The 20,407-nt window shown below is 42.2% G+C and carries 20 protein-coding genes and 1 pseudogene; 3 read left to right on the top strand and 18 right to left on the bottom strand.

Features of this window, described 5'->3' with window-relative positions; translation table 11 throughout:
- Positions 1–73: 73 nt before the first annotated feature.
- The 13 genes and pseudogenes from AB1401_10480 to recG form a co-directional block, all read right to left on the bottom strand.
- Positions 74–1,744: a CoB--CoM heterodisulfide reductase iron-sulfur subunit A family protein gene (locus tag AB1401_10480; GenBank protein MEW6615877.1), complete on the bottom strand. Its 1,671-nt coding sequence runs from the start codon at positions 1,742–1,744 to the stop codon at positions 74–76.
- A 10-nt stretch (positions 1,745–1,754) separates the two neighbouring features.
- A complete protein-coding gene (locus tag AB1401_10475; protein MEW6615876.1) occupies positions 1,755–2,693 on the bottom strand; it encodes a hypothetical protein in 939 nt (312 codons plus the stop codon).
- Positions 2,694–2,711: 18 nt separating this feature from the next.
- Positions 2,712–2,789: pseudogene (locus AB1401_10470) on the bottom strand (4Fe-4S binding protein).
- 108 nt (positions 2,790–2,897) lie between these two features.
- On the bottom strand, positions 2,898–3,065 hold the full coding sequence (locus AB1401_10465; GenBank protein ID MEW6615875.1) for an FAD-dependent oxidoreductase: 168 nt from the start codon (positions 3,063–3,065) through the stop codon (positions 2,898–2,900).
- Between the two features lie 14 nt (positions 3,066–3,079).
- On the bottom strand, positions 3,080–4,231 hold the full coding sequence (locus AB1401_10460; protein MEW6615874.1) for a (Fe-S)-binding protein: 1,152 nt from the start codon (positions 4,229–4,231) through the stop codon (positions 3,080–3,082).
- Entirely contained in the window at positions 4,228–4,647 is a 420-nt protein-coding gene (locus AB1401_10455; protein MEW6615873.1) for a hydrogenase iron-sulfur subunit, read from the bottom strand. The genes AB1401_10460 and AB1401_10455 overlap by 4 nt, the downstream gene beginning before the upstream one ends.
- A 23-nt stretch (positions 4,648–4,670) precedes the next feature.
- Complete coding sequence (locus AB1401_10450; GenBank protein MEW6615872.1) at positions 4,671–6,644, bottom strand: CoB--CoM heterodisulfide reductase iron-sulfur subunit A family protein; 1,974 nt, start codon at positions 6,642–6,644, stop codon at positions 4,671–4,673.
- 19 nt (positions 6,645–6,663) lie between these two features.
- Positions 6,664–7,749, bottom strand: coding sequence for a (Fe-S)-binding protein (locus AB1401_10445; GenBank protein ID MEW6615871.1), 1,086 nt, complete (start codon positions 7,747–7,749; stop codon positions 6,664–6,666).
- 68 nt (positions 7,750–7,817) lie between these two features.
- On the bottom strand, positions 7,818–8,990 hold the full coding sequence (nuoD, locus tag AB1401_10440; GenBank protein MEW6615870.1) for an NADH dehydrogenase (quinone) subunit D: 1,173 nt from the start codon (positions 8,988–8,990) through the stop codon (positions 7,818–7,820).
- Between the two features lie 175 nt (positions 8,991–9,165).
- Entirely contained in the window at positions 9,166–9,627 is a 462-nt protein-coding gene (locus AB1401_10435; protein MEW6615869.1) for an NADH-quinone oxidoreductase subunit C, read from the bottom strand.
- 10 nt (positions 9,628–9,637) lie between these two features.
- Positions 9,638–10,126, bottom strand: a complete 489-nt coding sequence (locus AB1401_10430) for an NADH-quinone oxidoreductase subunit B family protein (protein MEW6615868.1) — start codon at positions 10,124–10,126, stop codon at positions 9,638–9,640.
- Positions 10,117–10,473 carry an NADH-quinone oxidoreductase subunit A gene (gene ndhC, locus AB1401_10425; GenBank protein ID MEW6615867.1) on the bottom strand — a complete coding sequence of 119 codons (357 nt, stop codon included), beginning with the start codon at positions 10,471–10,473 and terminating at the stop codon, positions 10,117–10,119. Before ndhC ends, AB1401_10430 begins: the two co-directional genes overlap by 10 nt.
- A 397-nt stretch (positions 10,474–10,870) precedes the next feature.
- A complete protein-coding gene (gene recG / locus AB1401_10420) occupies positions 10,871–13,297 on the bottom strand; it encodes an ATP-dependent DNA helicase RecG (GenBank protein MEW6615866.1) in 2,427 nt (808 codons plus the stop codon).
- Positions 13,298–13,582: 285 nt separating this feature from the next.
- Here recG and purM point away from each other — a divergent pair, with 285 nt between their 5' ends.
- The 3 genes from purM to rpmB are packed head-to-tail and all read left to right on the top strand — an operon-like array spanning position 13,583 to position 15,309.
- Entirely contained in the window at positions 13,583–14,626 is a 1,044-nt protein-coding gene (gene purM, locus AB1401_10415; GenBank protein ID MEW6615865.1) for a phosphoribosylformylglycinamidine cyclo-ligase, read from the top strand.
- Positions 14,627–14,649: 23 nt separating this feature from the next.
- Positions 14,650–15,081 carry a DUF523 domain-containing protein gene (locus AB1401_10410; protein ID MEW6615864.1) on the top strand — a complete coding sequence of 144 codons (432 nt, stop codon included), beginning with the start codon at positions 14,650–14,652 and terminating at the stop codon, positions 15,079–15,081.
- Between the two features lie 39 nt (positions 15,082–15,120).
- A complete protein-coding gene (gene rpmB / locus AB1401_10405) occupies positions 15,121–15,309 on the top strand; it encodes a 50S ribosomal protein L28 (GenBank protein ID MEW6615863.1) in 189 nt (62 codons plus the stop codon).
- A gap of 5 nt (positions 15,310–15,314) precedes the next feature.
- On the opposite strand, the gene AB1401_10400 is transcribed toward rpmB, so the two are convergent.
- The 5 genes from AB1401_10400 to AB1401_10380 form a co-directional block, all read right to left on the bottom strand.
- Positions 15,315–17,462, bottom strand: coding sequence for a bifunctional (p)ppGpp synthetase/guanosine-3',5'-bis(diphosphate) 3'-pyrophosphohydrolase (locus tag AB1401_10400; protein MEW6615862.1), 2,148 nt, complete (start codon positions 17,460–17,462; stop codon positions 15,315–15,317).
- Positions 17,463–17,536: 74 nt separating this feature from the next.
- On the bottom strand, positions 17,537–18,193 hold the full coding sequence (locus tag AB1401_10395; GenBank protein ID MEW6615861.1) for a DUF4013 domain-containing protein: 657 nt from the start codon (positions 18,191–18,193) through the stop codon (positions 17,537–17,539).
- A gap of 396 nt (positions 18,194–18,589) precedes the next feature.
- A complete protein-coding gene (locus AB1401_10390; GenBank protein ID MEW6615860.1) occupies positions 18,590–18,805 on the bottom strand; it encodes a dodecin family protein in 216 nt (71 codons plus the stop codon).
- Between the two features lie 386 nt (positions 18,806–19,191).
- On the bottom strand, positions 19,192–19,830 hold the full coding sequence (locus AB1401_10385) for an MBL fold metallo-hydrolase (GenBank protein ID MEW6615859.1): 639 nt from the start codon (positions 19,828–19,830) through the stop codon (positions 19,192–19,194).
- Between the two features lie 106 nt (positions 19,831–19,936).
- Positions 19,937–20,353, bottom strand: coding sequence for a cupin domain-containing protein (locus tag AB1401_10380; protein MEW6615858.1), 417 nt, complete (start codon positions 20,351–20,353; stop codon positions 19,937–19,939).
- Positions 20,354–20,407: the final 54 nt, after the last annotated feature.

Below are 20,407 nucleotides of genomic sequence, written 5' to 3'. Positions count from 1 at the left end.
CCAGGTGCAGGCAAACGCTAATATCTTTATTTTATTATCCTCAGGCATTTGTATCTACCTTTTCCATTTTCCACTAATTACCCACAACGGCTGCTATCTGGGCACTAATCTGTTCATTGGTAAAATGGTTCATCTTGATTCCTCTATGATAGCAGGTAGCTCCACAGACCCCGCAGCCTTTACATGCCACAGAGATCATACTGGCTTTTTTGCCCTTAGGGGTATCAATGATTTCTATAGCTCCATAGGGACACAAAGCGGCACAGAGACCACACCCCTTACACAGATCTTCGTCTGCCAGGGTTGAAACTATAGGATCAACCTTGACAGAACCCCTTGCCAAATGGATTGATGCCCTTGAAACAGCACCAAGAGCCTGGGAAATGCTTTCCCGGGTATCGGCAGGCCAATGAGCACTTCCGCACAGATATATCCCATCAGTAGCAAAATCCAGGGGTCTTAGTTTCACATGTGCCTCAAGGTAGAAACCATTCTCATCCCTTGGGACTCTCAGCAATCTGGAAAGGGCATCGGTATCCTCTCCGGGGATCATAGGGGTTGATAAGACTACCAGATCGTATCTTATTTCCATATCTCTTCCCATCAACCGATGGTATACCTTTACACTTTTATCTCCCACAATTGGTGGATTACCTGGATCATAATTGATAAATATTACCCCCATTTCCTTTGATTTACGGAAAAGGGCTTCACCTTCAAGTCCGTAACACTGCATATCCTGATAGAGGACAAAAACTTTCGTGTCCGGCATTTTTTCTTTCAGCAGATTTGCGTTCTTGATTGCCGTCATGCAGCACGTTCTTGAACAGTAGTTCCTCTCCTCAGTTCTCGCACCTGCACACTGGATCATCACAACATTCTCAGCCTTGATCTTCCCCTTTGCTAACCTCTTCTCCAGTTCCAGCTGGGTTATTATATTCTGACCATTGTAGTTGTAAAGCCCCCTGGGTTCCAGGACAGAAGCACCTGTTGCCACAATGATGATACCACAATTAAAATGGACATCTTGCCCACCGGTTTCTATGTCCACTTCATAGTTTCCCACATATCCCCGTACACTCTTTATAACACTTGAAGTATGAATTTCAACTAAGTGGCTTGACGTGGCTTCTTTAATCTTTTTCCCTATCAATTCCGAAGCCTTCAAACCGGATGGATAGAGCATATAGAGATCTCTGAGCCTTCCCCCTAATTCTTTCTCTTTTTCTATCAGGGCTACCTCAAATCCCCTACGACTCAAGGCAATAGCTGCCGTAAGCCCTGCAATACCTCCGCCAATGACCAGCGCTTTTTTATTCACATCAGCGATTATGAAATCCTGGGCATCCAGGAGTGCTGCCTTGGCAACACCGATTCTCACCAGGTCTTTTGCCTTGTTTGTTGCATCTTCCATGTTCTGCATATGGACCCAACTGCACTGCTCCCTTATATTGACCATCTCAAAATAAAATGGGTTCATGCCAACTTCTTCACACGCAAGCCTAAAGGTGGGTTCATGAGTTCTTGGGGTACAGGAGGCAACTACAACCCGTGTTAATGCATGTTTTTTTATGCTATCTTTGATTTCTGTTATCCCGGTTTCAGAACACGAATAGAGATTTTCCTTGGCAAAAACCACATGAGGCAAGGTCTTTGCGTACTCTACTACCTTCGGGACATCTAAAAACCCGGCAATATTTGAACCACAATCACATACAAAGACGCCTATCCTTACATCTTCCAATATATTGCTCCTATAGAGCAGCCGACAATACAACCTCTGCTGCCGCTGATGCTACCCCACTGGCCTGGGCAACCGATTCAGGGATATCCATGGGACACTGACATGCTCCACAGGTAAATATCCCAGGTACCGAGGTCATCAGAGGGTGAATCGGATCTGACCTGATAAAACTATCTTCATCAAGATTGACACCCAGGATATTGGCTAACTTTTCGATTCCTGCGCTAGGCACAGAAGCCGTAGCAAGAACAGCCATATCCACAGTCAGATTTTTTACCTTACTTTCTCTTGTATCCTCGTACCATATTATGGGATTCCCTTCCTGATCCTGCGTTATCTCCCCAACCCTGCCCCTGATGTACTGAATACCGTACTGTCTATCACCGCGTATTCTATACTGATGGAAACCCTTTCCCATAGCCCTCAGATCGTTGTAAAATATATAAACCTTCGCCTCTGTGTCGTGCTCCTTTGTGAGGATGGCCTCCTTGATTGAGTGCATACAGCAAAAATTTGAGCAGTAACTCTTGTTTCTCAGGTCTCTGCTTCCAACGCACTGGATAAACCCTATCTTCCTCGCCAATTTCCCATCGGATGGCCTGTTAATATGGCCATGTGTAGGACCGCTGGCACTCATAAGCCTCTCATATTCCAGGCTGAGAACCACATTGTTGATCCTCCCATAACCGTACTGACTTAATCCAGAAGGATCAAACAGGTCATACCCGGTTGCTAAGACAATTGCCCCTACGTTAATTTCAATATATTCATCGCTCTGATCAAAATCGACTGCACCTGCAGGACAAACATCCGCACATAAACCGCAGGGTTTTTTCTTTTTCCCCGCCCCTTTTTTAATCCTTATACAGCTTTCTTTATCTATGGTATATACGGAAGGGATACCCTGAGCGAAGTGCTTGTATATGGCCTTTCTTTTGCCAAGCTTCATATTGAACTCATCAGGTACTTTCTTGGGGCATTTCTCAGCACACTGGCCGCAAGCAATGCACTTGCTCTCATCAACAAGCCGTGCCTTCTTTTTTATCTTAACCTTGAAATCGCCTGCCTGACCCGTAACTTCTTCTATTTCACTGTAAGCGAGGAGTTCTATGTTGGTGTGTCGGCCTGCATCCAGCAGCTTTGGCGAAAGTATTCAGATGGCGCAGTCATTTGTGGGGAAGGTTTTGTCAAGCTGCGCCATCTTTCCGCCTATGCTTGGTTCCCTCTCCACCAAATAGACTTTGATATCAGCATCAGCAAGATCCAGAGATGCCTGAATACCTGCAATCCCCGCCCCTATCACGAGGACGTTTTTGGTCATATCAATATCTCCCATCATGCCATTTTTTCCACTATTAAATCAGTAATATCCTTAATTTCAATCTTTATGTCGCTGTTATACTTTGCGCAACTAAGATGGATTCCACACTTGGGACATGCTGTAAGAAGAACATCCGCTCCTGTAGTCTCTGCCTCTTTAAGCCTTTCTGTCTGAATCTGCTTGGAGCAGCTGGAACAGTTAACCCATCCACTTGTACCACAGCATAGGGCATCAGCCCTGTTTCTCTCCATCTCTACGAGCTCTATACCAGGGATACAGGATAGTATCTCCCTGGGTTCTTCATATATTCCAGACATCCTTCCCAAGGAACACGGGTCATGAAAGGTAACTTTGACAGGATTATCCGAACTATTCTCAACAAAGTTCAACCTCCCTTTCTTCAACTCATCTGCAAGGAGCTGGTACAACTGGACAACCTCTATATCCTGTTCTCCCATATATAAAGGATAATCCTTTTTTAGGGTCATATACCCTTCAGGACAAAGATAAATGACCTTTTTGGCTCCACTCTTCTTTATAGTCTTCAGGTTGAGTTCAGCCAACCTTCGAAATCCTTCTAAATCCCCATTCCATAAGAGGTCATGGCCACAACACCTTTCATCATTGCTTACAACAGGCTTTATCCCCATCTTATTGAGTATCCTTACGGTATTCCTTGCCCTCTCCGTAGGTTTCTGACCAACGTCACAGTACCCTCCTTCGCCAAAGACAATATCAAAGTAGGGCAGACATCCAACAAAATAGAAGTATTCACCCTCATCGGCAACTTCAAGGTCATCGGTAATCCAGGAGGTCCTTTTCTGCTGGAGATTCATTAGTTGAAGTTCCATCATGGTATTCAATATCCCATCATGGGAAAAAAGACCTTTTTGTCCTAGTTTTAATGCCTCTATTCTCATCTCTTTTATAAAATTGAGATAGTCTACATTAGAAGGGCAACGGCTTGTACATCTCCCACAAACCAGGCAGGACCACAGGTCTCTGTCTCTGACAATCTCATCCCCGAATCCAAAAAGGGCCTTTTCTACCAACAGCCTGGGCGAAAATGACGGGTTAACCCTTGCAACCGGACAACTGGATGTACACACACCGCATTCCAGACAATGATACGCCCTTGTTTCCTTTACAATAGCCTCGGAATTCATCCCTGTGATTTTCCTGAAAGAGGTCCCAATTCTCTAATATGATTGGTAAAATCAGTTACTACATCAGCAAATTTGCTTCCTTCAGAAGCCGATACCCATTCCAGACGAAGCCGTTCTTCACCTATACCCAAAACGTCTATCAGCTTCCCGGTGGTTTCCATAGTCCTTTCAGCCTTCAGGTTACCTGCTATGTAGTGGCAGTCTCCCGGATGGCAGCCTGTTACCAAAACACCATCTGCCCCCATCTGAAAAGCCTTTAAAATAAAGGCAGGGCTCACCCTACCCGAACACATCACCCTGATTATCCTTATGTTCGGGGGATACTTCATCCTGGATGTGCCGGCAAGGTCAGCTCCAGCATAGGAACACCAGTTGCATGCAAAACCAACTATATTTGGTTCGAATTCTGCGCTCATTCGACAGTCCTTAGTCAACTTTTTTATATTACCGCCGCTATCTGCGACAGGATTTGCTCGTTCTTAAAATGCTTCATAGATATAGCCCCTGAAGGGCAGGCTACAGAACACGCGCCACAGCCCTTACAAATGGAATCGTTTATTCGGGAAACCAAAATACCCGGCTCCACCTCTTCCAGGTTGGGGGCACTGTATTCACATACCTCGACACATCTGCCACAGCCGCGGCAAACAAACTCATCTACACTGGCAGTGGTCACCTCCACTTTTACCCTGCCCTTAGCCATCTTTGTCATTGCGGAAGATGCAGCACCCTTTGCCTGTGCAACCGTATCCGGAATATCTTTAGGGCCCTGAGCACATCCCGCAAGATAGATGCCATCGGTGGCGGTGTCAACCGGGCGCATCTTTGGATGACCTTCAAGGAAGAAACCGTCCGGGGATTGGGATATCTTCAGCAGATTCCCCACTTCCTTTACGTCCCTCCTGGGAACGATACCCGTTGCCAATACTACCAGGTCGGCTTCTATGTCAACCGGCTCTCCAAGGAGGGTATCCTCTGCCATTACCAACAATCGGTCTCCTTTCTTTATTATCTCGGAGACATTTCCCCTGATATACCTGACACCCTCTTCTCTCACCCTGTCATAGAACTCTTCATAACCTTTACCAAATGCCCTTATATCCATATAGAATACCGTTAATTTTGCATCGGGCAACTTCTCATGTATAAGGTGGGCCTGCTTGGCAGTATACATACAGCAAACCCTTGAACAATACTCATTCCCGACACTCTTATCCCTGGATCCTACACACTGAACGAAAACAACGTTTTTTGGCTCTTTGCCACCGATAACAATCTTCCCCTGTGTAGGTCCACTGGAGGACACAAGCCTCTCAAACTCCAACCCCGATAGAACGTTATCGTATAAACCGTATCCATACTCTGGTTTTTCTCGGGCATCAAAGAGATCAAAACCTGTCGCCACCACTATCGTTCCCACATTCAGTTCTACAATCTCTTCCTTTTGTTCAAAATCTATAGCATCTGAGGAACAGGCATCTTTACATGCAGGGGATTTTCCGCACTTTCCTTTTGTGATAAACAAACAATTTTCAGGGTCTATAGTGTACTTAGAAGGAACAGCATAGGGAAAAGGTATATATGGTACCGATCTTTTTCCCATACCCACATCGAATTCAGAAATAATCCTGCCCTTCATCCTGCATGCCTCAGCGCACATCCCACAGCCAGTACACTTGTCCATTGCGATATACCTTGGCTTTCTCCTTACCTTCACATGGAAGTTGCCTATGTAACCACTCACCTCTATCACTTCTGAATACGATAATAGCTCTATATTGGGATGGCGTTCTACCTCAACCATCTTCGGGGTCAGGATACACGCTGAGCAATCCAGGGTAGGAAAAGTCTTGTCCAGTTGTGCCATGTGACCGCCTATGGAGGGCTCTCTTTCAACCAGATATACCTTAAAACCTGCATCAGCTATATCTAAAGATGCCTGAATCCCCGCTATCCCTCCCCCCATTACCAATGCCTGTGGTCTAACCTCCACCTCTTTCTCTTCCAGGGGTTCAAGGAGCGATACTCTTGCAACCGCTGCAGATACGAGTTTCACTGCCTTTTCAGTAGCGTATTCCCTGTCTTCATGAACCCATGAGCACTGTTCCCTTATATTTGCCATCTCCAGACAATAGGGGTTAAGTCCAGCCTGCTGAATGGTCATTCTGAAGGTAGGCTCATGCATCCTGGGAGAGCAAGAAGCAACAACGACCCTGTTAAGCCCTTTTTCCTTTATATCCCTTATCACCAGTTCCTGGCCGGGATCGGAACACATATATTTAAAATCTCTGCTGACAATAACATTGTGCAGTTGAGATATACTATCCCTTACGCGATCCACATCAACTGTAGAGGCAATATTTATCCCGCAATGACATATATATACCCCAATCCTTATCTCTACCGTTTCCATTCCTTCCTGCTTACTACCCTCACAATGCCTCTTTAACTATCTCCGCAATATCCATGACTTTAATGGATTCTTCCAGATCACCTGTCTTCACTACATCTTCCAAAGTCAGAAGACAAAAAGGGCATGATGTTGCCAATATTTGAGCACCCACATCCATAGCCTCTCCAACCCTTATCTTTGCAAGTCTATCTTCCGAATCCTCGGATTCTACCCACATCCTTCCACCGCCACCTTCACAACAAAGGCTTCTCTCTCTTGCCCTATCCATCTCTACAAGTTTTATTCCAGGAATACTCGTAAGTACTTTACGTGGAGGGTCAAAGACGCCGTTCTGCTTGCCTAGAAAACAGGGGTCATGATAGGTAACGGTTTTGTCTATTTGGTGGGTAAATGAAAGTCGACCTTTTTCTATAAGAGAGGCAACCAATTCTGTATAATGTAGAACTTCAAAGTCGGCACCTTTATATTCGTTTTTAAACGCATTGTAGCAGTGAGGAGATGTTGTTACTACCTTTTTGACATTGTATTTTTTGAATATTTCAATGTTTTCTTCTGCCAGATATTCAAAAGTCCATATATCCCCCATCCTTCTTATCTCGCTTCCGCAACACCCTTCTTCATTTCCTAGGATGCCAAAATCCACTCCTGCCTTATTCAATATCTCAACAATTGCCCTTGCTACTTTTTGAAGTCGTGCATCATAAGCAGGTGTACAACCCACATAGTATAGGATATCTCCCCCTTCAGAAATATTTTTTACATTAAGTCCCTCCGCCCATCTGGCTCTTTCTTCAGCAGAAATCTTCCATGGATTCTTGTGTATGGCTATGCTTTTTAAGGCATCTCTTACGGGAGGAGGTATCCTTCCATCCTCTACCATAAGACCGCGCAATCCCATAACAATTCCCGTAGTATCTACCCCTTTGGGACACTTTTTCAAACAGGCAGAACACGTTGTACAATCCCATATGCCTTCTCTTTCAAATACAACCTTTGCAGCATCTTTATCAAAGGTGTCATAGATGAATTTCCTGATGTTGAAATGGGATTTTCTGAGCATCGGGCACCCTCCGGAACACTTCCCGCACTGGATGCACCGAAACACATGGTATTTGTCAACAAAACTCTGTAATTCCTGGTCTTCCAGAATCCACCTCTCATACTTTGAGAGCCCTATCGATCAACCTCACCAAGGACTATATCTATACTGCCAATAACCGCAATTACATCAGCTATGAGCCTTCCTTCAACCATCGCTGGGAGGGCTTCCAGATTGATAAAAGACGGGGGTCTGATCCTTAATCGATAGGGTTTATTCGTTCCATCACTGACAATGTAGAATCCCAGTTCTCCCTTGGGAGATTCTATACTGACGTATACTTCACCAACCGGCGGATTGAACCCCTCACTTACAATCTTGAAATGATGAATGAGGGAGGCTATGTCAGTGTAAACACCCTCTTTTGGAGGCAAGACTACCTTTGGTTCATGGGCATTTATCTCCCCTTTTGGCAGGGTCTCAAGTGCCTGCTTCACTATCTCAGCACTCTGGCGCATCTCCTCCATTCTGACTAAATATCTATCGTAGCAGTCACCGTTTTTGCCTGTGGGAATTATAAAATTAAAGTTCTCATAACCCGAATATGGAGTGGACTTCCTTATATCCCACTTAACATTTGAACCTCGAATCACTGGTCCAGAAACACCAAGGTTGATGGCATCCTCTCTAGATAAGACTCCCACTCCTTTCGTCCTCTGTATCCAGATCCTGTTCTTAGTGAGAAGCGTCTCATATTCGTCTACCTTGGATGGGAAGGTCCTGATAAATTCCATTGTCTTTGTTTCAAACCCATCCGGCAAATCAAATGCCAAACCCCCTATCCTCAGGTAGCTTGGTGTTAAGCGAGCACCACATACCATCTCAAAGAGAAAAAGGATTTCATCTCTCTCTCTTAACGCATAAAATAAAGGGGTCATAGCCCCTATATCGTGGCCATGAGTGCCCAACCAGATGAGATGACTGGCAATTCGCTGCAACTCCGCCATGATTACCCGAATATACTGTGCCCTTTCAGGTACCTTAATGTCCAAAAGTTTTTCCACTGCTAATACATAAGCCAGATTATTTGACATTCCAGCCAGATAATCAAGCCTGTCAACAAGGGTGATACACTGATAGTATGTCTTGTTTTCCGCTAATTTCTCTACCCCCCTGTGGAGGTATCCAATATGGGGAGTTGCCTTGACAACAACCTCTCCATCCAGTTCCAAAACAAGCCTCAGTACCCCATGGGTACTGGGGTGCTGGGGACCCATGTTTATCATCAGAGTTTCTGTTCTTGTCATTTTTACCTCTTTATAATTATACGTTTAGTAAATAGAGTTGTTTTAATATGAGTTTAGTTGGAGAAGAGGATTCGAGGATTCAAGGGGTCAAGCGTTTGTTTTCCAGGGATTCAATAAGTGCCTTGTTTTTTAACATCTCACTTGGATCCCTGACTCCCTGAACCATCTTAACCCATCATTTTCCTTTTAGAGGGTAATCTTTTCGAAGAGGATATCCTTCCCAGTCATCGGTAAGCAGGATCCTTCTGAGGTCAGGATGACTTTCAAAACCTATCCCGTACATATCGTAACATTCTCTTTCCAACCAATCAGCCGTTTTCCAGATAGAGCATACAGACGAAACTACCTGCTGGTTACTGGGAATGGAAGCCTTTATTCTTACTCTCTTGTTGTTTTTTATCGAGTAGAGATGATAAACTATCTCAAATCTCGGTTCTCTTTTCAAGTAGTCTACACAACAAAGATCTGAGAGAAAATCGTAGGAAAGATCTGCATCACTCTGAACAAACCTGGCAATTGGCAAAATATCTTCTCTCTTGACAACAAAAGTCGCCTCATCCCTGAAAAAAGAAACATTTAGAATAGAATCTGGGAATTGCTCCCTAAGTTTCTTTACCGTAATATCTTCTTCATTCATATCCTTAATCCTATGTATTAATAATCGACCTATTGAGTTTTTCCTTATCTATCTTTTGCTGTAGTTTCATAATACCATAGATAAGGGCCTCTGGTCTTGGTGGACAACCAGGTATATAAACATCAACCGGCAGGTATTGATCAATACCCTGTACTACTGCATACGTATTAAAGATACCCCCGGAGCAGGCACATGCCCCCATGGCAATAACCCATTTGGGTTCTACCATCTGCTCATAGATTCTGATAACCGGGGGGAGCATCTTCTTAGTTACCGTTCCTGCTACAATCATCAAATCCGCCTGTCGGGGGGAAGGCCTGAAAACCTCAGAACCAAATCTAGCCAGGTCATACCGTGCAGAAGCAGCCACAATCATCTCAATGGCACAACATGCCAAACCGAAACCTGCAGGCCACAAAGATGACCTCCTGCCCCAGTTAACGAGTTTTTCTACAGTAGTTGTAATAATATTGTTTCCCAGATGAGCCTCTATTCCCATTCTAAAGCTCCTTTTTTCCATGCATAGATAAGACCAACAAACAATACAACAATAAATATCCCCATTTCAATAAAACCAAAGAATTTCAGGTCCTTAAATATCACTGCCCAAGGATATAAAAAAACCGCTTCAATATCGAAGATTATAAACAGCATAGCTATAATATAGAATTTAACAGAGAATCTCTTTCTGGCACTCCCTATAGGGTCTACTCCACACTCATACGTCATCATTTTCTGCGGGGAAGGTTTCTTTGTCCCAATTATGGAAGATAGGGCTATTGTCACAACAGCAAAGAGTATAGCAATTACCAGAAAAGCAAAGATGGGAAGGTAATCAATTGGCATGTCGTTTATCTCCTTATCCCTTTGAAAGTGTCGGACACCATTAAAAGGTTTCTACGTTTAATTGGACATAGTTTCTTATTTAAAGAGAAATGCCAAGATATTGCATATGGAGGATTTTTGGAATAGATTCCACCTCTTAGATATAATTAAATAACCTACTTATAGTTATAAGTAGGCTTTATGAAGATAAAAGGAAAACTTTGAAAAATACGCACTTTGCCATTTCGACTGGAAGGAGAAATCTTATAAGTGACAGTTTGTATAGATTCTCAAAGCTCTCAAAAAGATTAAACTGAATGAGCATTCAGTCAATCCTCTAACATATTGATAATTTGTTGTCAAGGACTTTTTTCGCCATAATATTTCCTTCTCCTCGTTTTTCTGCTTCTCTCCCTCATTATCCCACACTTGCCAGTTCCAGTCTACCCTTCCATCTCTCCTTAAGTATCTCTTTCAGGTATCTATGGGAGGGATTTGTCAGGGCTGGATCCATTTCTACCACTTTAAATGCCTCCCTTCTCGCCTCCTGAAGTACTTTTATGTCCCTGACAATATTTGCCACCCTGAAGTCGGGCAACCCGGACTGACGGGTCCCCAGGAAATCGCCAGGTCCTCTTATAGCCAGATCCTCCTCGGATATCTTAAACCCATCAGCGGTGCTCTCCATTATTCTGAGCCTCCGTCTGGCATCGTCTGATTTGCTGTACTGGGCAAGGAGAAGACACAGGGAGGGGAACTCACCTCTACCGATTCTCCCCCGCAATTGATGCAGCTGAGACAATCCAAACCTCTCAGCGTGCTCTATCAGCATAACGGATGCATTGGGTATATCAATTCCCACTTCGATCACGGTTGTTGAGACTAAGATATCTATCGTTTTTTCCTTAAACCCCAACATAATGTTATCTTTTTCCTCGCAACTCATCCTCCCATGGAGCAGACCAACCTTACATTCCGGGAAAACGTCTCTCTGGAAGTGCTCAGCCATCTGGGTTGCATCTTTCAAATCCAGCTTTTCAGATTCTTCCACCAGGGGATAGACTACATATGCCTGTCTACCTTTTTCTGTCTCTTTACGTACAATTTCGTATACCCTTTTTCGATCTCTTTCATGGTACAGCTTTGTAACTACAGGTCTTCTGTCCGGGGGCATTTCATCAAGTATCGAAACGTCCAGATCTCCGTATACAGTCAATGCCAGTGTTCTTGGTATTGGTGTTGCAGTCATTACCAATATATCAGGATTGTGGCCTTTTCGCTTCAGCATCGACCTCTGTATTACCCCAAACCTGTGCTGTTCATCAATAACTCCAAGCCCCAACCTGTTAAACTCAACCGTTTCCTGTATAACAGCATGAGTTCCTACAGTTATATCAATACTGCCCTCTTTAATGGCATCAATAACCTTGTCTTTCTGTGTTTTTTTTATATTACTGGTAAGCAGAACCGTTTTTACACCGAATTTTTTGGTCAGATGTTGAATACTCGAAAAATGCTGTTCAGCTAAAATCTCGGTGGGTGCCATAATACTGACCTGATAACCATTATCCACCGCTATTAAGGATGAGAGCAACGCCACAACAGTCTTACCACTTCCTACATCCCCCTGAAGGAGTCTGTTCATCGGATAAGGACGTTTCATATCCTCTTCAATCTCAGCAATCACCCTTTTTTGTGCATCAGTCAGATGAAAAGGCAAAGACTTTATTAACTTATTTCTACTCTCATCGGTAATATTGAAAGATATCCCTTTTTCAATTGTAACCCCCTTCTTCTTAAGGGCTAATCCTAATTCCAGAAAGAAAAACTCATCAAAGATGATGGTTCTATAAGCAGGGAATCTGCCAGATACAATATCTGAAAGGTTACGGTCATGTTCTGGAAAGTGTACCTCCCTTATAGCTTCGGAAAGCTCCATTAAATTCTGTCTGAGGCATATATATGAAGGTATAGCACTTTGGATAGAATTCGAATACCTATCCACGATGTTTTTCATTATCTTCCTTAGAGTTTTTTGGTACAGCCCTTCAGATTCAGAGTAGACAGGTACAATGCGATTGAAATTGAGAGAATCACTCATATCATTAACTGCCTCAATGTCCGGGTGGTGAATCTCTTTTTGAAAACGATAAACCTTTATCTCGCCAGACAGGATTACCTTTTGCCCCTTTTTAAACCTGTTTTTAATGTGACTATTATAAACAAACCACTTGGCAGTAATAGTACCACTCTCATCTCCCACAATCATCTCGAAGCCTCCCCTTCGGTTCTTTTTGTAAGAGACGGCTCCCAAATCTCTTATCTCACCCAGGACTGTTTCGCTTTTTCCCACCTGAAGTTCCGATATTGGCTTTATACTCCTCCTGTCTTCATACTTTCGGGGAATAAAATACAGGGCATCTTCAACAGTATTGATTCCCTTCTTTTTTAAGATACTTGCCAACTTAGGGCCAACACCCTTCATAAATTGAATAGGTGTGGACAGCTCTTTCCTCTTCTTAACGAACTCAATCAACAGGGCTTTTTTTTCTTGTGATGGTAGACACTCGTTATTATCTTTTATCCGTTGAAGCACCCTTAAAGAATCTATCACCCTAATCTTCTTTGAATATACATCCAAGGAATCAAAACCTGTGAAGTTTCTTGCCAACCCCTGAATAAAGCTGACCTTCTCCGAGTCTAAAGGCAAGGACAGAGCCTGACTGGTCAGATTCATAACATGGGTTTCTAAACCCTTAACAATCTCAAGATTGGCAAAGGAATTCTTCGAAACATAGTCCAGTGGTTTATATAAGGCTACAATAATATCCACAAGTTCTCTCATAGTAAGCTTCTGTTCTTAATTTGGTTTTAATTTCAACTCGTTACATATGAATCTAATTTGTTTCTATCAAAATATTTTAGCCTTGACAAGAAAAAAGGTTTGACATCTTAAGAGGTACAGGCTAATATTTGATGTCAAGAAATTTATCCGCCAGAGGCGGATTTCTATGATAATCACGGAGACAATGACTGGTCGGGTAATATTACCCGGCTTTTGTTCTTTTATAATCATGGATAAGTATTCCTGTGTTAAGGGATTCTCATGGAATCTGAAAAGGAGCGGAAATTGGGTGAGAAAAACACATATAAAAACGCAGGTGTGGATATTGACGCAGGTAACGAATTTATAAAAAAGATAACTCCCTTGGTCAAATCCACATTTAGACCTGAAGTTATGACAGAAATCGGTGGATTTGGCGGTCTATTTTCATTAAATACGAGAAAGTACAAAAAGCCAATTCTTGTATCCTCTACCGATGGAGTCGGGACCAAGTTAAAAATTGCATTTATGATGGATAAACATGATACCGTTGGGATTGATCTGGTGGCCATGTGTGTGAATGACATAATAACCTCAGGTGCTGAACCCCTTTTCCTCCTGGATTATATATCCACAAGCAAATTGGTACTACATAGAGCCGAAGATATCATTAAGGGGGTTGCCGATGGATGCAAAGAGGCTAACTGTTCCTTAATAGGTGGAGAAACTGCCGAGATACCATCTTTTTACAAAGATGGAGAATATGATTTAGTCGGTTTTGCATTAGGGGTTGTTGATAATGATAAGATTATCGATGGCTCTGCTATAACCGTGGGGGATAAACTTATAGGGATCGCCTCCAACGGTTTACACAGCAATGGATATTCTCTGGTCAGGAAGATAATATTTGATGATCTTGGCCTGGATATAAACGCTAAAGTAGAAGGCATTCAAATCCCACTCGGTGAAGAACTGCTTAAACCTACAAAGATATATGCAAAGGCTATTCTGAACCTTATAAGGGATTTCAATATCCAGGGAATATCCCATATTACCGGAGGAGGATTGTTAGAAAATATACCACGGATACTGCCCCAAAGCTGCCAGGCACTAATATATAAAGATTCATGGGAAACTCCTTACATATTCAGGTTTATCAAAGAGAAGGGAAACGTTGACGAATACGAGATGTTTAGAACCTTCAATAATGGTATAGGAATGGTGGTTGTCGTATCCCCTCCTGATGTCGATGAAATTCTTCTGAGACTAAAAGGCTTAAAAGAAGAAGCATATATTATTGGTGAGATTACCAGAAGAGAACAAGGAGAGAAATCCTTTAAATTCCTTTGATGGAAGAGGCACTTGATAGAGATATGATTGTTATCAGTGCCTGCCTGGTAGGAATCAATTGCAGGCACGATGGTTCCAGTGAAACCAAACCTGAGCTTCTTGATCTCTTGAAGAAAAAAGGGGCTGTGCCTGTCTGCCCTGAACAGCTGGGGGGACTTCCCACGCCCAGAACCCCTGCTAAAATCCAAAGCGGGGACGGATTCGATGTCTTAAAGTCCAGAGCCAGGCTTATAGATATAAAAGGCAGAGATGTAACCCCACAGTTTATAAAAGGTGCTATTGAAGCTTTGAATGTTGCCATGTTGGTAGGCGCTAATAAAGCGATATTAAAGGATAAGAGCCCTTCATGTGGCGTCAATTATATCTGGGATGATAATGGTTTAAAAGAAGGGAAAGGTGTCCTAACAGCACTATTAATTGATAATGGAATCGAGGTAAGTTCTGGGGATATATAGAAATTCATGGATAGTTAAATAGAGTTGCGAGGTATATAAATGGCAAGAGTGTGCGAGATATGCGGAAAGGGTCCCTCAGTTGGTAACAATGTCAGCCATGCCAATAATAAAACCAAAAGGAGATGGTACCCAAATATTCAAAAGGTTAAAACAGTTAGAAACGGATCGGTAAAAAGGATTAATGTCTGTACCCGTTGTATAAGGTCTGGACTTGTCGCCAATGTTTAATTGGTTCATGTTCTCAGTCTTTCAACATTGATAACACCTTTGACGTTTTGCATGGAATTAATTATATTCTGAAGGTGCTTTAGATCACTTACCTCAACCTCAAATATACTCACTGCCTTTTTCTCCTGAGTGGTATGTACCTGCGCATTTATAATATTGGCCTCAGATAAAGCAATAGAGGAGCTCATAGCAGCAAGCAGTCCCTTTTTATCTACACAGACAACCCTAATTCTAACCAGATGCATCGATTTATCTTCTAGATCCCATTCCACATCTATCGTTCTCTCAGATACACTATGAAGAACAGTGGGACAGTTAGAGAGGTGAACGGTAACCCCTCTGCCACGAGTAATATATCCGATTATATCATCACCGGGGAGCGGGTTGCAACACTTTCCAAAGCGCATCATTATATCCTCAACGCCTCGTATCTTAATACCGCTGCCATCTTTCTTTCCTGTCTTCTTGGCAACCTTTTCTAATACTGCCTCCTCTGTAAACTCCGTAGCTAATCTCTCTTCCGGCATTATTGCATGTATTATCTGTTTAACAGAAAGCTTTCCATACCCCACCTCAGCCAGCAGGTCGTCTACATCCTGGAGACCAAATTCTTCTGCTATTACCTTCAACTCACCCAACTTTGTAAGCTTTGAAAAGTTGAGCTTGTATTTTTTAAACTCCTTTTCACAGATTTCTAACCCCAGTGAAATACTCTGTTGGCGTTGATTGGTTTTTACCCAATGCCGAATCTTTGCCTTAGCTCTGGATGTCTTAACAATCTTTAACCAGTCTATACTGGGATGTTGATTGGAGGAGGTTATTATCTCCACTGTATCACCGTTTCTTAACTCATATTTTAAAGGAACAATCTTACCATTTACTTTTGCACCATTACACTGATGCCCTACATCAGTATGAATACTATAGGCAAAATCCAAAGGGGTAGCACCTCGGGGGAACTCCTTTACCTCACCTTTCGGGGTAAATACATATACCTCTTCCGGGAAAAGATCAACCCTAACCGATTCTAAAAACTCTCTGGGATCTTTCATGTCCTGTTGCCATTCCAGAAGTCGTCTCAGCCAGGCAAACTCCCTATCTGTCTTTTTCTCAATGTCCTTCCCCTCTTTATACTTCCAATGGGAAGCTATGCCCTCCTCTGCAATCCTATGCATCTCTCCTGTTCGTATTTGGATCTCGACCCTCTCCCCGTGAGGACCTATAACTGTAGTATGGAGGGATTGATACATATTGGCCTTCGGCATAGCTATATGGTCCTTGAATCGACCAGGAACAGGTTTCCACAGGGAATGAATAATTCCTAGGGCTTCATAGCATTCCTGAACACTGTCAAGAATAATCCTGAAGGCAATAAGGTCATAAACCCGATCGAAATCTATGTTTTGTTTCTTCATCTTTTGATAAATACTATAGATATGTTTTAATCTCCCCTCCACATGATCTTTAAGGTTATACTCTTTTAGCTTATTCGAAATAATAGTTTTTACCTCATTTATATATTCCTTCCCTTCTTGTTTCCTTTCCTTTAGTTTATCCATCAAATCATTATACACTTCTGGTTCCAGAAACTGTAAGGAGAGGTCTTCAAGTTCGCCTCTAACCCAGCCTATACCCAACCTATTTGCCAGAGGGGCATAAATATCCAGAGTCTCCCTGGCAATCTCTTTTTGCTTTTTTGGAGAATGGTATTTCAGTGTCCGCATATTGTGAAGCCTATCGGCTAATTTTATAAGTATTACCCTTATATCCTTAGCCATCGCTATCAGCATCTTTCGAAAATTCTCAGCCTGTTGTTCTTCATAAGTACCAAGGGTAATTTTACTGATCTTAGTAAGCCCATCAACCAGAAAACTAATCTCTTTACCGAATAACTTTTCGATCTCCTCCAAGGTTGTATATGTATCCTCCACAGTATCGTGCAACATCCCAGTTGCAATAGTTGCAACGTCTAACTTGAGATCGGCAAGGATACCTGCTACTTCCAACGGATGGATAAGGTAAGGTTCACCTGAAAGCCGGACCTGTCCCTGATGAATCTTGGCAGAGAATACGTATGCCTTTTCAATCAAATTCACATCTGTATCAGGATTACAAGTATGTATTTTATCTACAATGTCATTTAGCCTTATCATATTATTCTAAAAAATAAAAAAGCCAGGCATATTAAAGATACCCAGCTTTTATCAGTTTCAAATGTTACATATTTTCATATTTCATCTTCTATCGTTTCCTCAGTTACATCTCCAACGGAGGCACATGTCTCCCCGAAGAGTACAGACAGAAATAGATACACATAAAACAGAGCTATTGGTAAAATAAGATATTTTACAATGGGAATAAAAAGTAACAGAGCAACAAGTATCATAGCACCTATGCCTACGAGATAAGAAACGAGATAGCTATCCAATATCTCTTTAACTTTATCCAGAATAAATCCAATTTTAAATGCATCCCCAATCTGTTCTTCCCCTAATGCATAACTGGCAATGGCCATAGGTAAAAAGAACGTAATCACCAGTCCAACTGCAAAACCAATAATTAGTAAAAGAGCGCCTAAAAAACTGGCAAGCCACCCTTTGGTTATTAAGCTTATACCTAAAGCGGTTATAAAACCTGGAATAAAACTATAACACAAACAAATTACGGCAATGATTAATCCTTGAATAAACAGATCACCCCAGTTTCCCCATTCTGGCATAACAGCATCTTCCTTTTTCAGGGTGCTCCTAAACACCTGGTAGGCATAACCAATCGAAAGAAAATTTATAATAGGGATTACATTAAGCACTCCTCCTACAATAAGCTTCGGTAACCACTGCTCATCATTAAATGGAAACCTAATAGCCTTTTCTATATTAGCCATACACACAGAACCTCCTTTTGAAAATACACCACCTGTAAAAATAAAAGCCTGGGGAAACTGTCCTTTTTCGTTTGGGTACCTTAAAATCCTGTTCCCCTATAGATGCTTAAGCAAAAAGGGATACTCTTTCAAAGCTCTCAAAGACTCTATCATTATATATCTGTAGTTTTTATAAAACCATAATCGTTACCGTCTGTCAAGGGAAAAGGGGCAAAACTCTGGGGAATTATGACTTACTGATAAGAAATAGGGCCAGCAACCGTTTAATAAGTTCCTAGCTGATGCTCCTGAAATTCGTGACATGCTTATATATAAAGCTTCACTCTCAAAAAAGGTGGTTCTGACCCTATTTTCTCTATCTCTTCTATTTTCTTTCAAGACGCGTTATTCCATTTATTATTGTTCTCCATGATATTTGAATGAAACATTGACCCTTGCCCGGTAACTAGTTACTTTTCCTTCTTCCACTGCCATGTCTAGCCTGACAACCTCCACAATCCTTAGGTCTTTTAGGGTTTTTCCAGCGGTTTCGACAGCATTTTTGGCGGCCTCCTCCCAGGAAGTTTTACTTGTTCCAACTAACTCAATAATTTTGTAAGTACTCTCGGGCATGCTCATTACCTCCTTCCTTAAGGGTTAATTTAAAATAACTGCAAATACCAATCACATGTAGCTTTATTCACCTCCTTTCTTATAACCGTTACTGCTTTTGATAGCAGCACTACATGAAACAAAAAGCGCCCTTCTTTTCTCCACAACTGTAGGATTAAAAGAAAGACGCCTCCATAATCAGCCCCCATTTAATATTAGGGTTCAAAAATTATGTCATCCATCTGGTTATATTATAGGTGATTGTAAAAGATTTGGCACCATATTATAATAGACCACTTACCCACTAAAATCCAGTTTTTTTTGATGATATCACTTTTTTAGCATAAAATAAGAGAAAAAAAGAAACTAACTCAACTTTGTAAGTATGGAAGTGATAGAGTTTACTATTACGAAAGCCAAAGCACATCCCCACAAAGATTGGATTTACAGGGGCGTGAAGAAAAGACCTCAAATTGCTGCTTCTCTTTCTCTAACAGTGTGGAATCACCATGTCCAGGGAATATCTGTGTATCCCCTGGCAACACAAAAATCTTGCTGGTTATAGACTTAATTATCTGCTCAAAAGCCAATGGCGACGAGGTCTTGCCCGGGCCACCCGGAAATACAGTATCACCGGATAGCAGACAATTACCAGTCAGGAAGCATACACTACCAGGTGTGTGTCCAGGGGTGTGCAGCACTTTGAGCTTTACGTTCCCAAGAGTTACCACATCACCATCATTGAGAAGTATCTCCGGGGGTGAAGGTAAATTTGCACTGTCTGCAGGGTGGGCAGCTATTGGAATTTTAAGTTCTGACTTTAACTGGGAAAGAGCACCAAGATGGTCCCAGTGATTGTGAGTGATCAGTATGTACCTGGGGTTTGTCCCCCTCAGATGTTTGATAACTTTTGAAGCTTCCCCGGGAGCATCCACCAGGACGCTATCTTTGGTCAATTGGCACATTACGATATAAGCATTCGTACCAAAGGGCCCCAATTCCAGCCTCTCAATTTGTACAATACCATCCTTTGCTACGATTGTCATTTTTGTACCTCCAATTCAAGAGTTAACTGATCTAAACTGATGTTGGCGGCTACGGACTGTTTATACGAATCAGAACCTTCCTTTTTGCAGGTATATTAATCCAATCCTATTTCTTAATGGTTATCGGCATATCCGATATGCCGGCGTAAAAAACTATAATCTCTGCCGGTTTATCGCCTTCATTCTTTCCGTAATGCCAGGCATTCACAACTTCGACGATCAAATCCTCGGATTTGAGATGTAATGTCTTACCGCCTTCTGTTACCACCGTCAGTTCTCCATTTAGCAATACACCTGCATTTATCACAGGGTGTTTATGCATTGGCAACTGTACCCCCGGCGGAACTTTAATTCTTAAGATTGTAATTTCCGGCTTGCCTTCTGGGTAGTTTGGCAGGAGTTGCCCATCCCAGCTTAAACTTGTTTTCACCAATACTTTAACTTCAACAGCACTTACATCTTCAGCTACAACATTACTCGATAGTAAAAATGTCAAACATATTGCGTAAAAAAGTTTTTTCATTCTATATTGTTACTCCTTTTGTATACAGTGCTCGGTCTGAGAGGTGCGAGTGTA

This window comes from Thermodesulfobacteriota bacterium, from assembly GCA_040757775.1.
Classification (GTDB): domain Bacteria; phylum Desulfobacterota; class UBA8473; order UBA8473; family UBA8473; genus UBA8473.
Note: the sequence above shows the minus strand (reverse complement) of the source record. Positions and strands in the feature narration are given on the sequence as shown.

Excerpts from the sequence above, each read along its gene's own strand:
- AB1401_10475 (MEW6615876.1), bottom strand. The coding sequence starts at position 2,693 with ATGAAGCTTGGCAAAAGAAAGGCCATATACAAGCACTTCGCTCAGGGT.
- AB1401_10465 (MEW6615875.1), bottom strand. The coding sequence starts at position 3,065 with ATGACCAAAAACGTCCTCGTGATAGGGGCGGGGATTGCAGGTATTCAG.
- AB1401_10460 (MEW6615874.1), bottom strand. The coding sequence starts at position 4,231 with ATGAATTCCGAGGCTATTGTAAAGGAAACAAGGGCGTATCATTGTCTG.
- AB1401_10455 (MEW6615873.1), bottom strand. The coding sequence starts at position 4,647 with ATGAGCGCAGAATTCGAACCAAATATAGTTGGTTTTGCATGCAACTGG.
- AB1401_10450 (MEW6615872.1), bottom strand. The coding sequence starts at position 6,644 with ATGGAAACGGTAGAGATAAGGATTGGGGTATATATATGTCATTGCGGG.
- nuoD (MEW6615870.1), bottom strand. The coding sequence starts at position 8,990 with ATGACAAGAACAGAAACTCTGATGATAAACATGGGTCCCCAGCACCCC.
- AB1401_10435 (MEW6615869.1), bottom strand. The coding sequence starts at position 9,627 with ATGAATGAAGAAGATATTACGGTAAAGAAACTTAGGGAGCAATTCCCA.
- AB1401_10430 (MEW6615868.1), bottom strand. The coding sequence starts at position 10,126 with ATGGGAATAGAGGCTCATCTGGGAAACAATATTATTACAACTACTGTA.
- ndhC (MEW6615867.1), bottom strand. The coding sequence starts at position 10,473 with ATGCCAATTGATTACCTTCCCATCTTTGCTTTTCTGGTAATTGCTATA.
- recG (MEW6615866.1), bottom strand. The coding sequence starts at position 13,297 with ATGAGAGAACTTGTGGATATTATTGTAGCCTTATATAAACCACTGGAC.
- AB1401_10410 (MEW6615864.1), top strand. The coding sequence starts at position 14,650 with ATGATTGTTATCAGTGCCTGCCTGGTAGGAATCAATTGCAGGCACGAT.
- rpmB (MEW6615863.1), top strand. The coding sequence starts at position 15,121 with ATGGCAAGAGTGTGCGAGATATGCGGAAAGGGTCCCTCAGTTGGTAAC.
- AB1401_10400 (MEW6615862.1), bottom strand. The coding sequence starts at position 17,462 with ATGATAAGGCTAAATGACATTGTAGATAAAATACATACTTGTAATCCT.
- AB1401_10395 (MEW6615861.1), bottom strand. The coding sequence starts at position 18,193 with ATGGCTAATATAGAAAAGGCTATTAGGTTTCCATTTAATGATGAGCAG.
- AB1401_10390 (MEW6615860.1), bottom strand. The coding sequence starts at position 18,805 with ATGCCCGAGAGTACTTACAAAATTATTGAGTTAGTTGGAACAAGTAAA.
- AB1401_10385 (MEW6615859.1), bottom strand. The coding sequence starts at position 19,830 with ATGACAATCGTAGCAAAGGATGGTATTGTACAAATTGAGAGGCTGGAA.
- AB1401_10380 (MEW6615858.1), bottom strand. The coding sequence starts at position 20,353 with ATGAAAAAACTTTTTTACGCAATATGTTTGACATTTTTACTATCGAGT.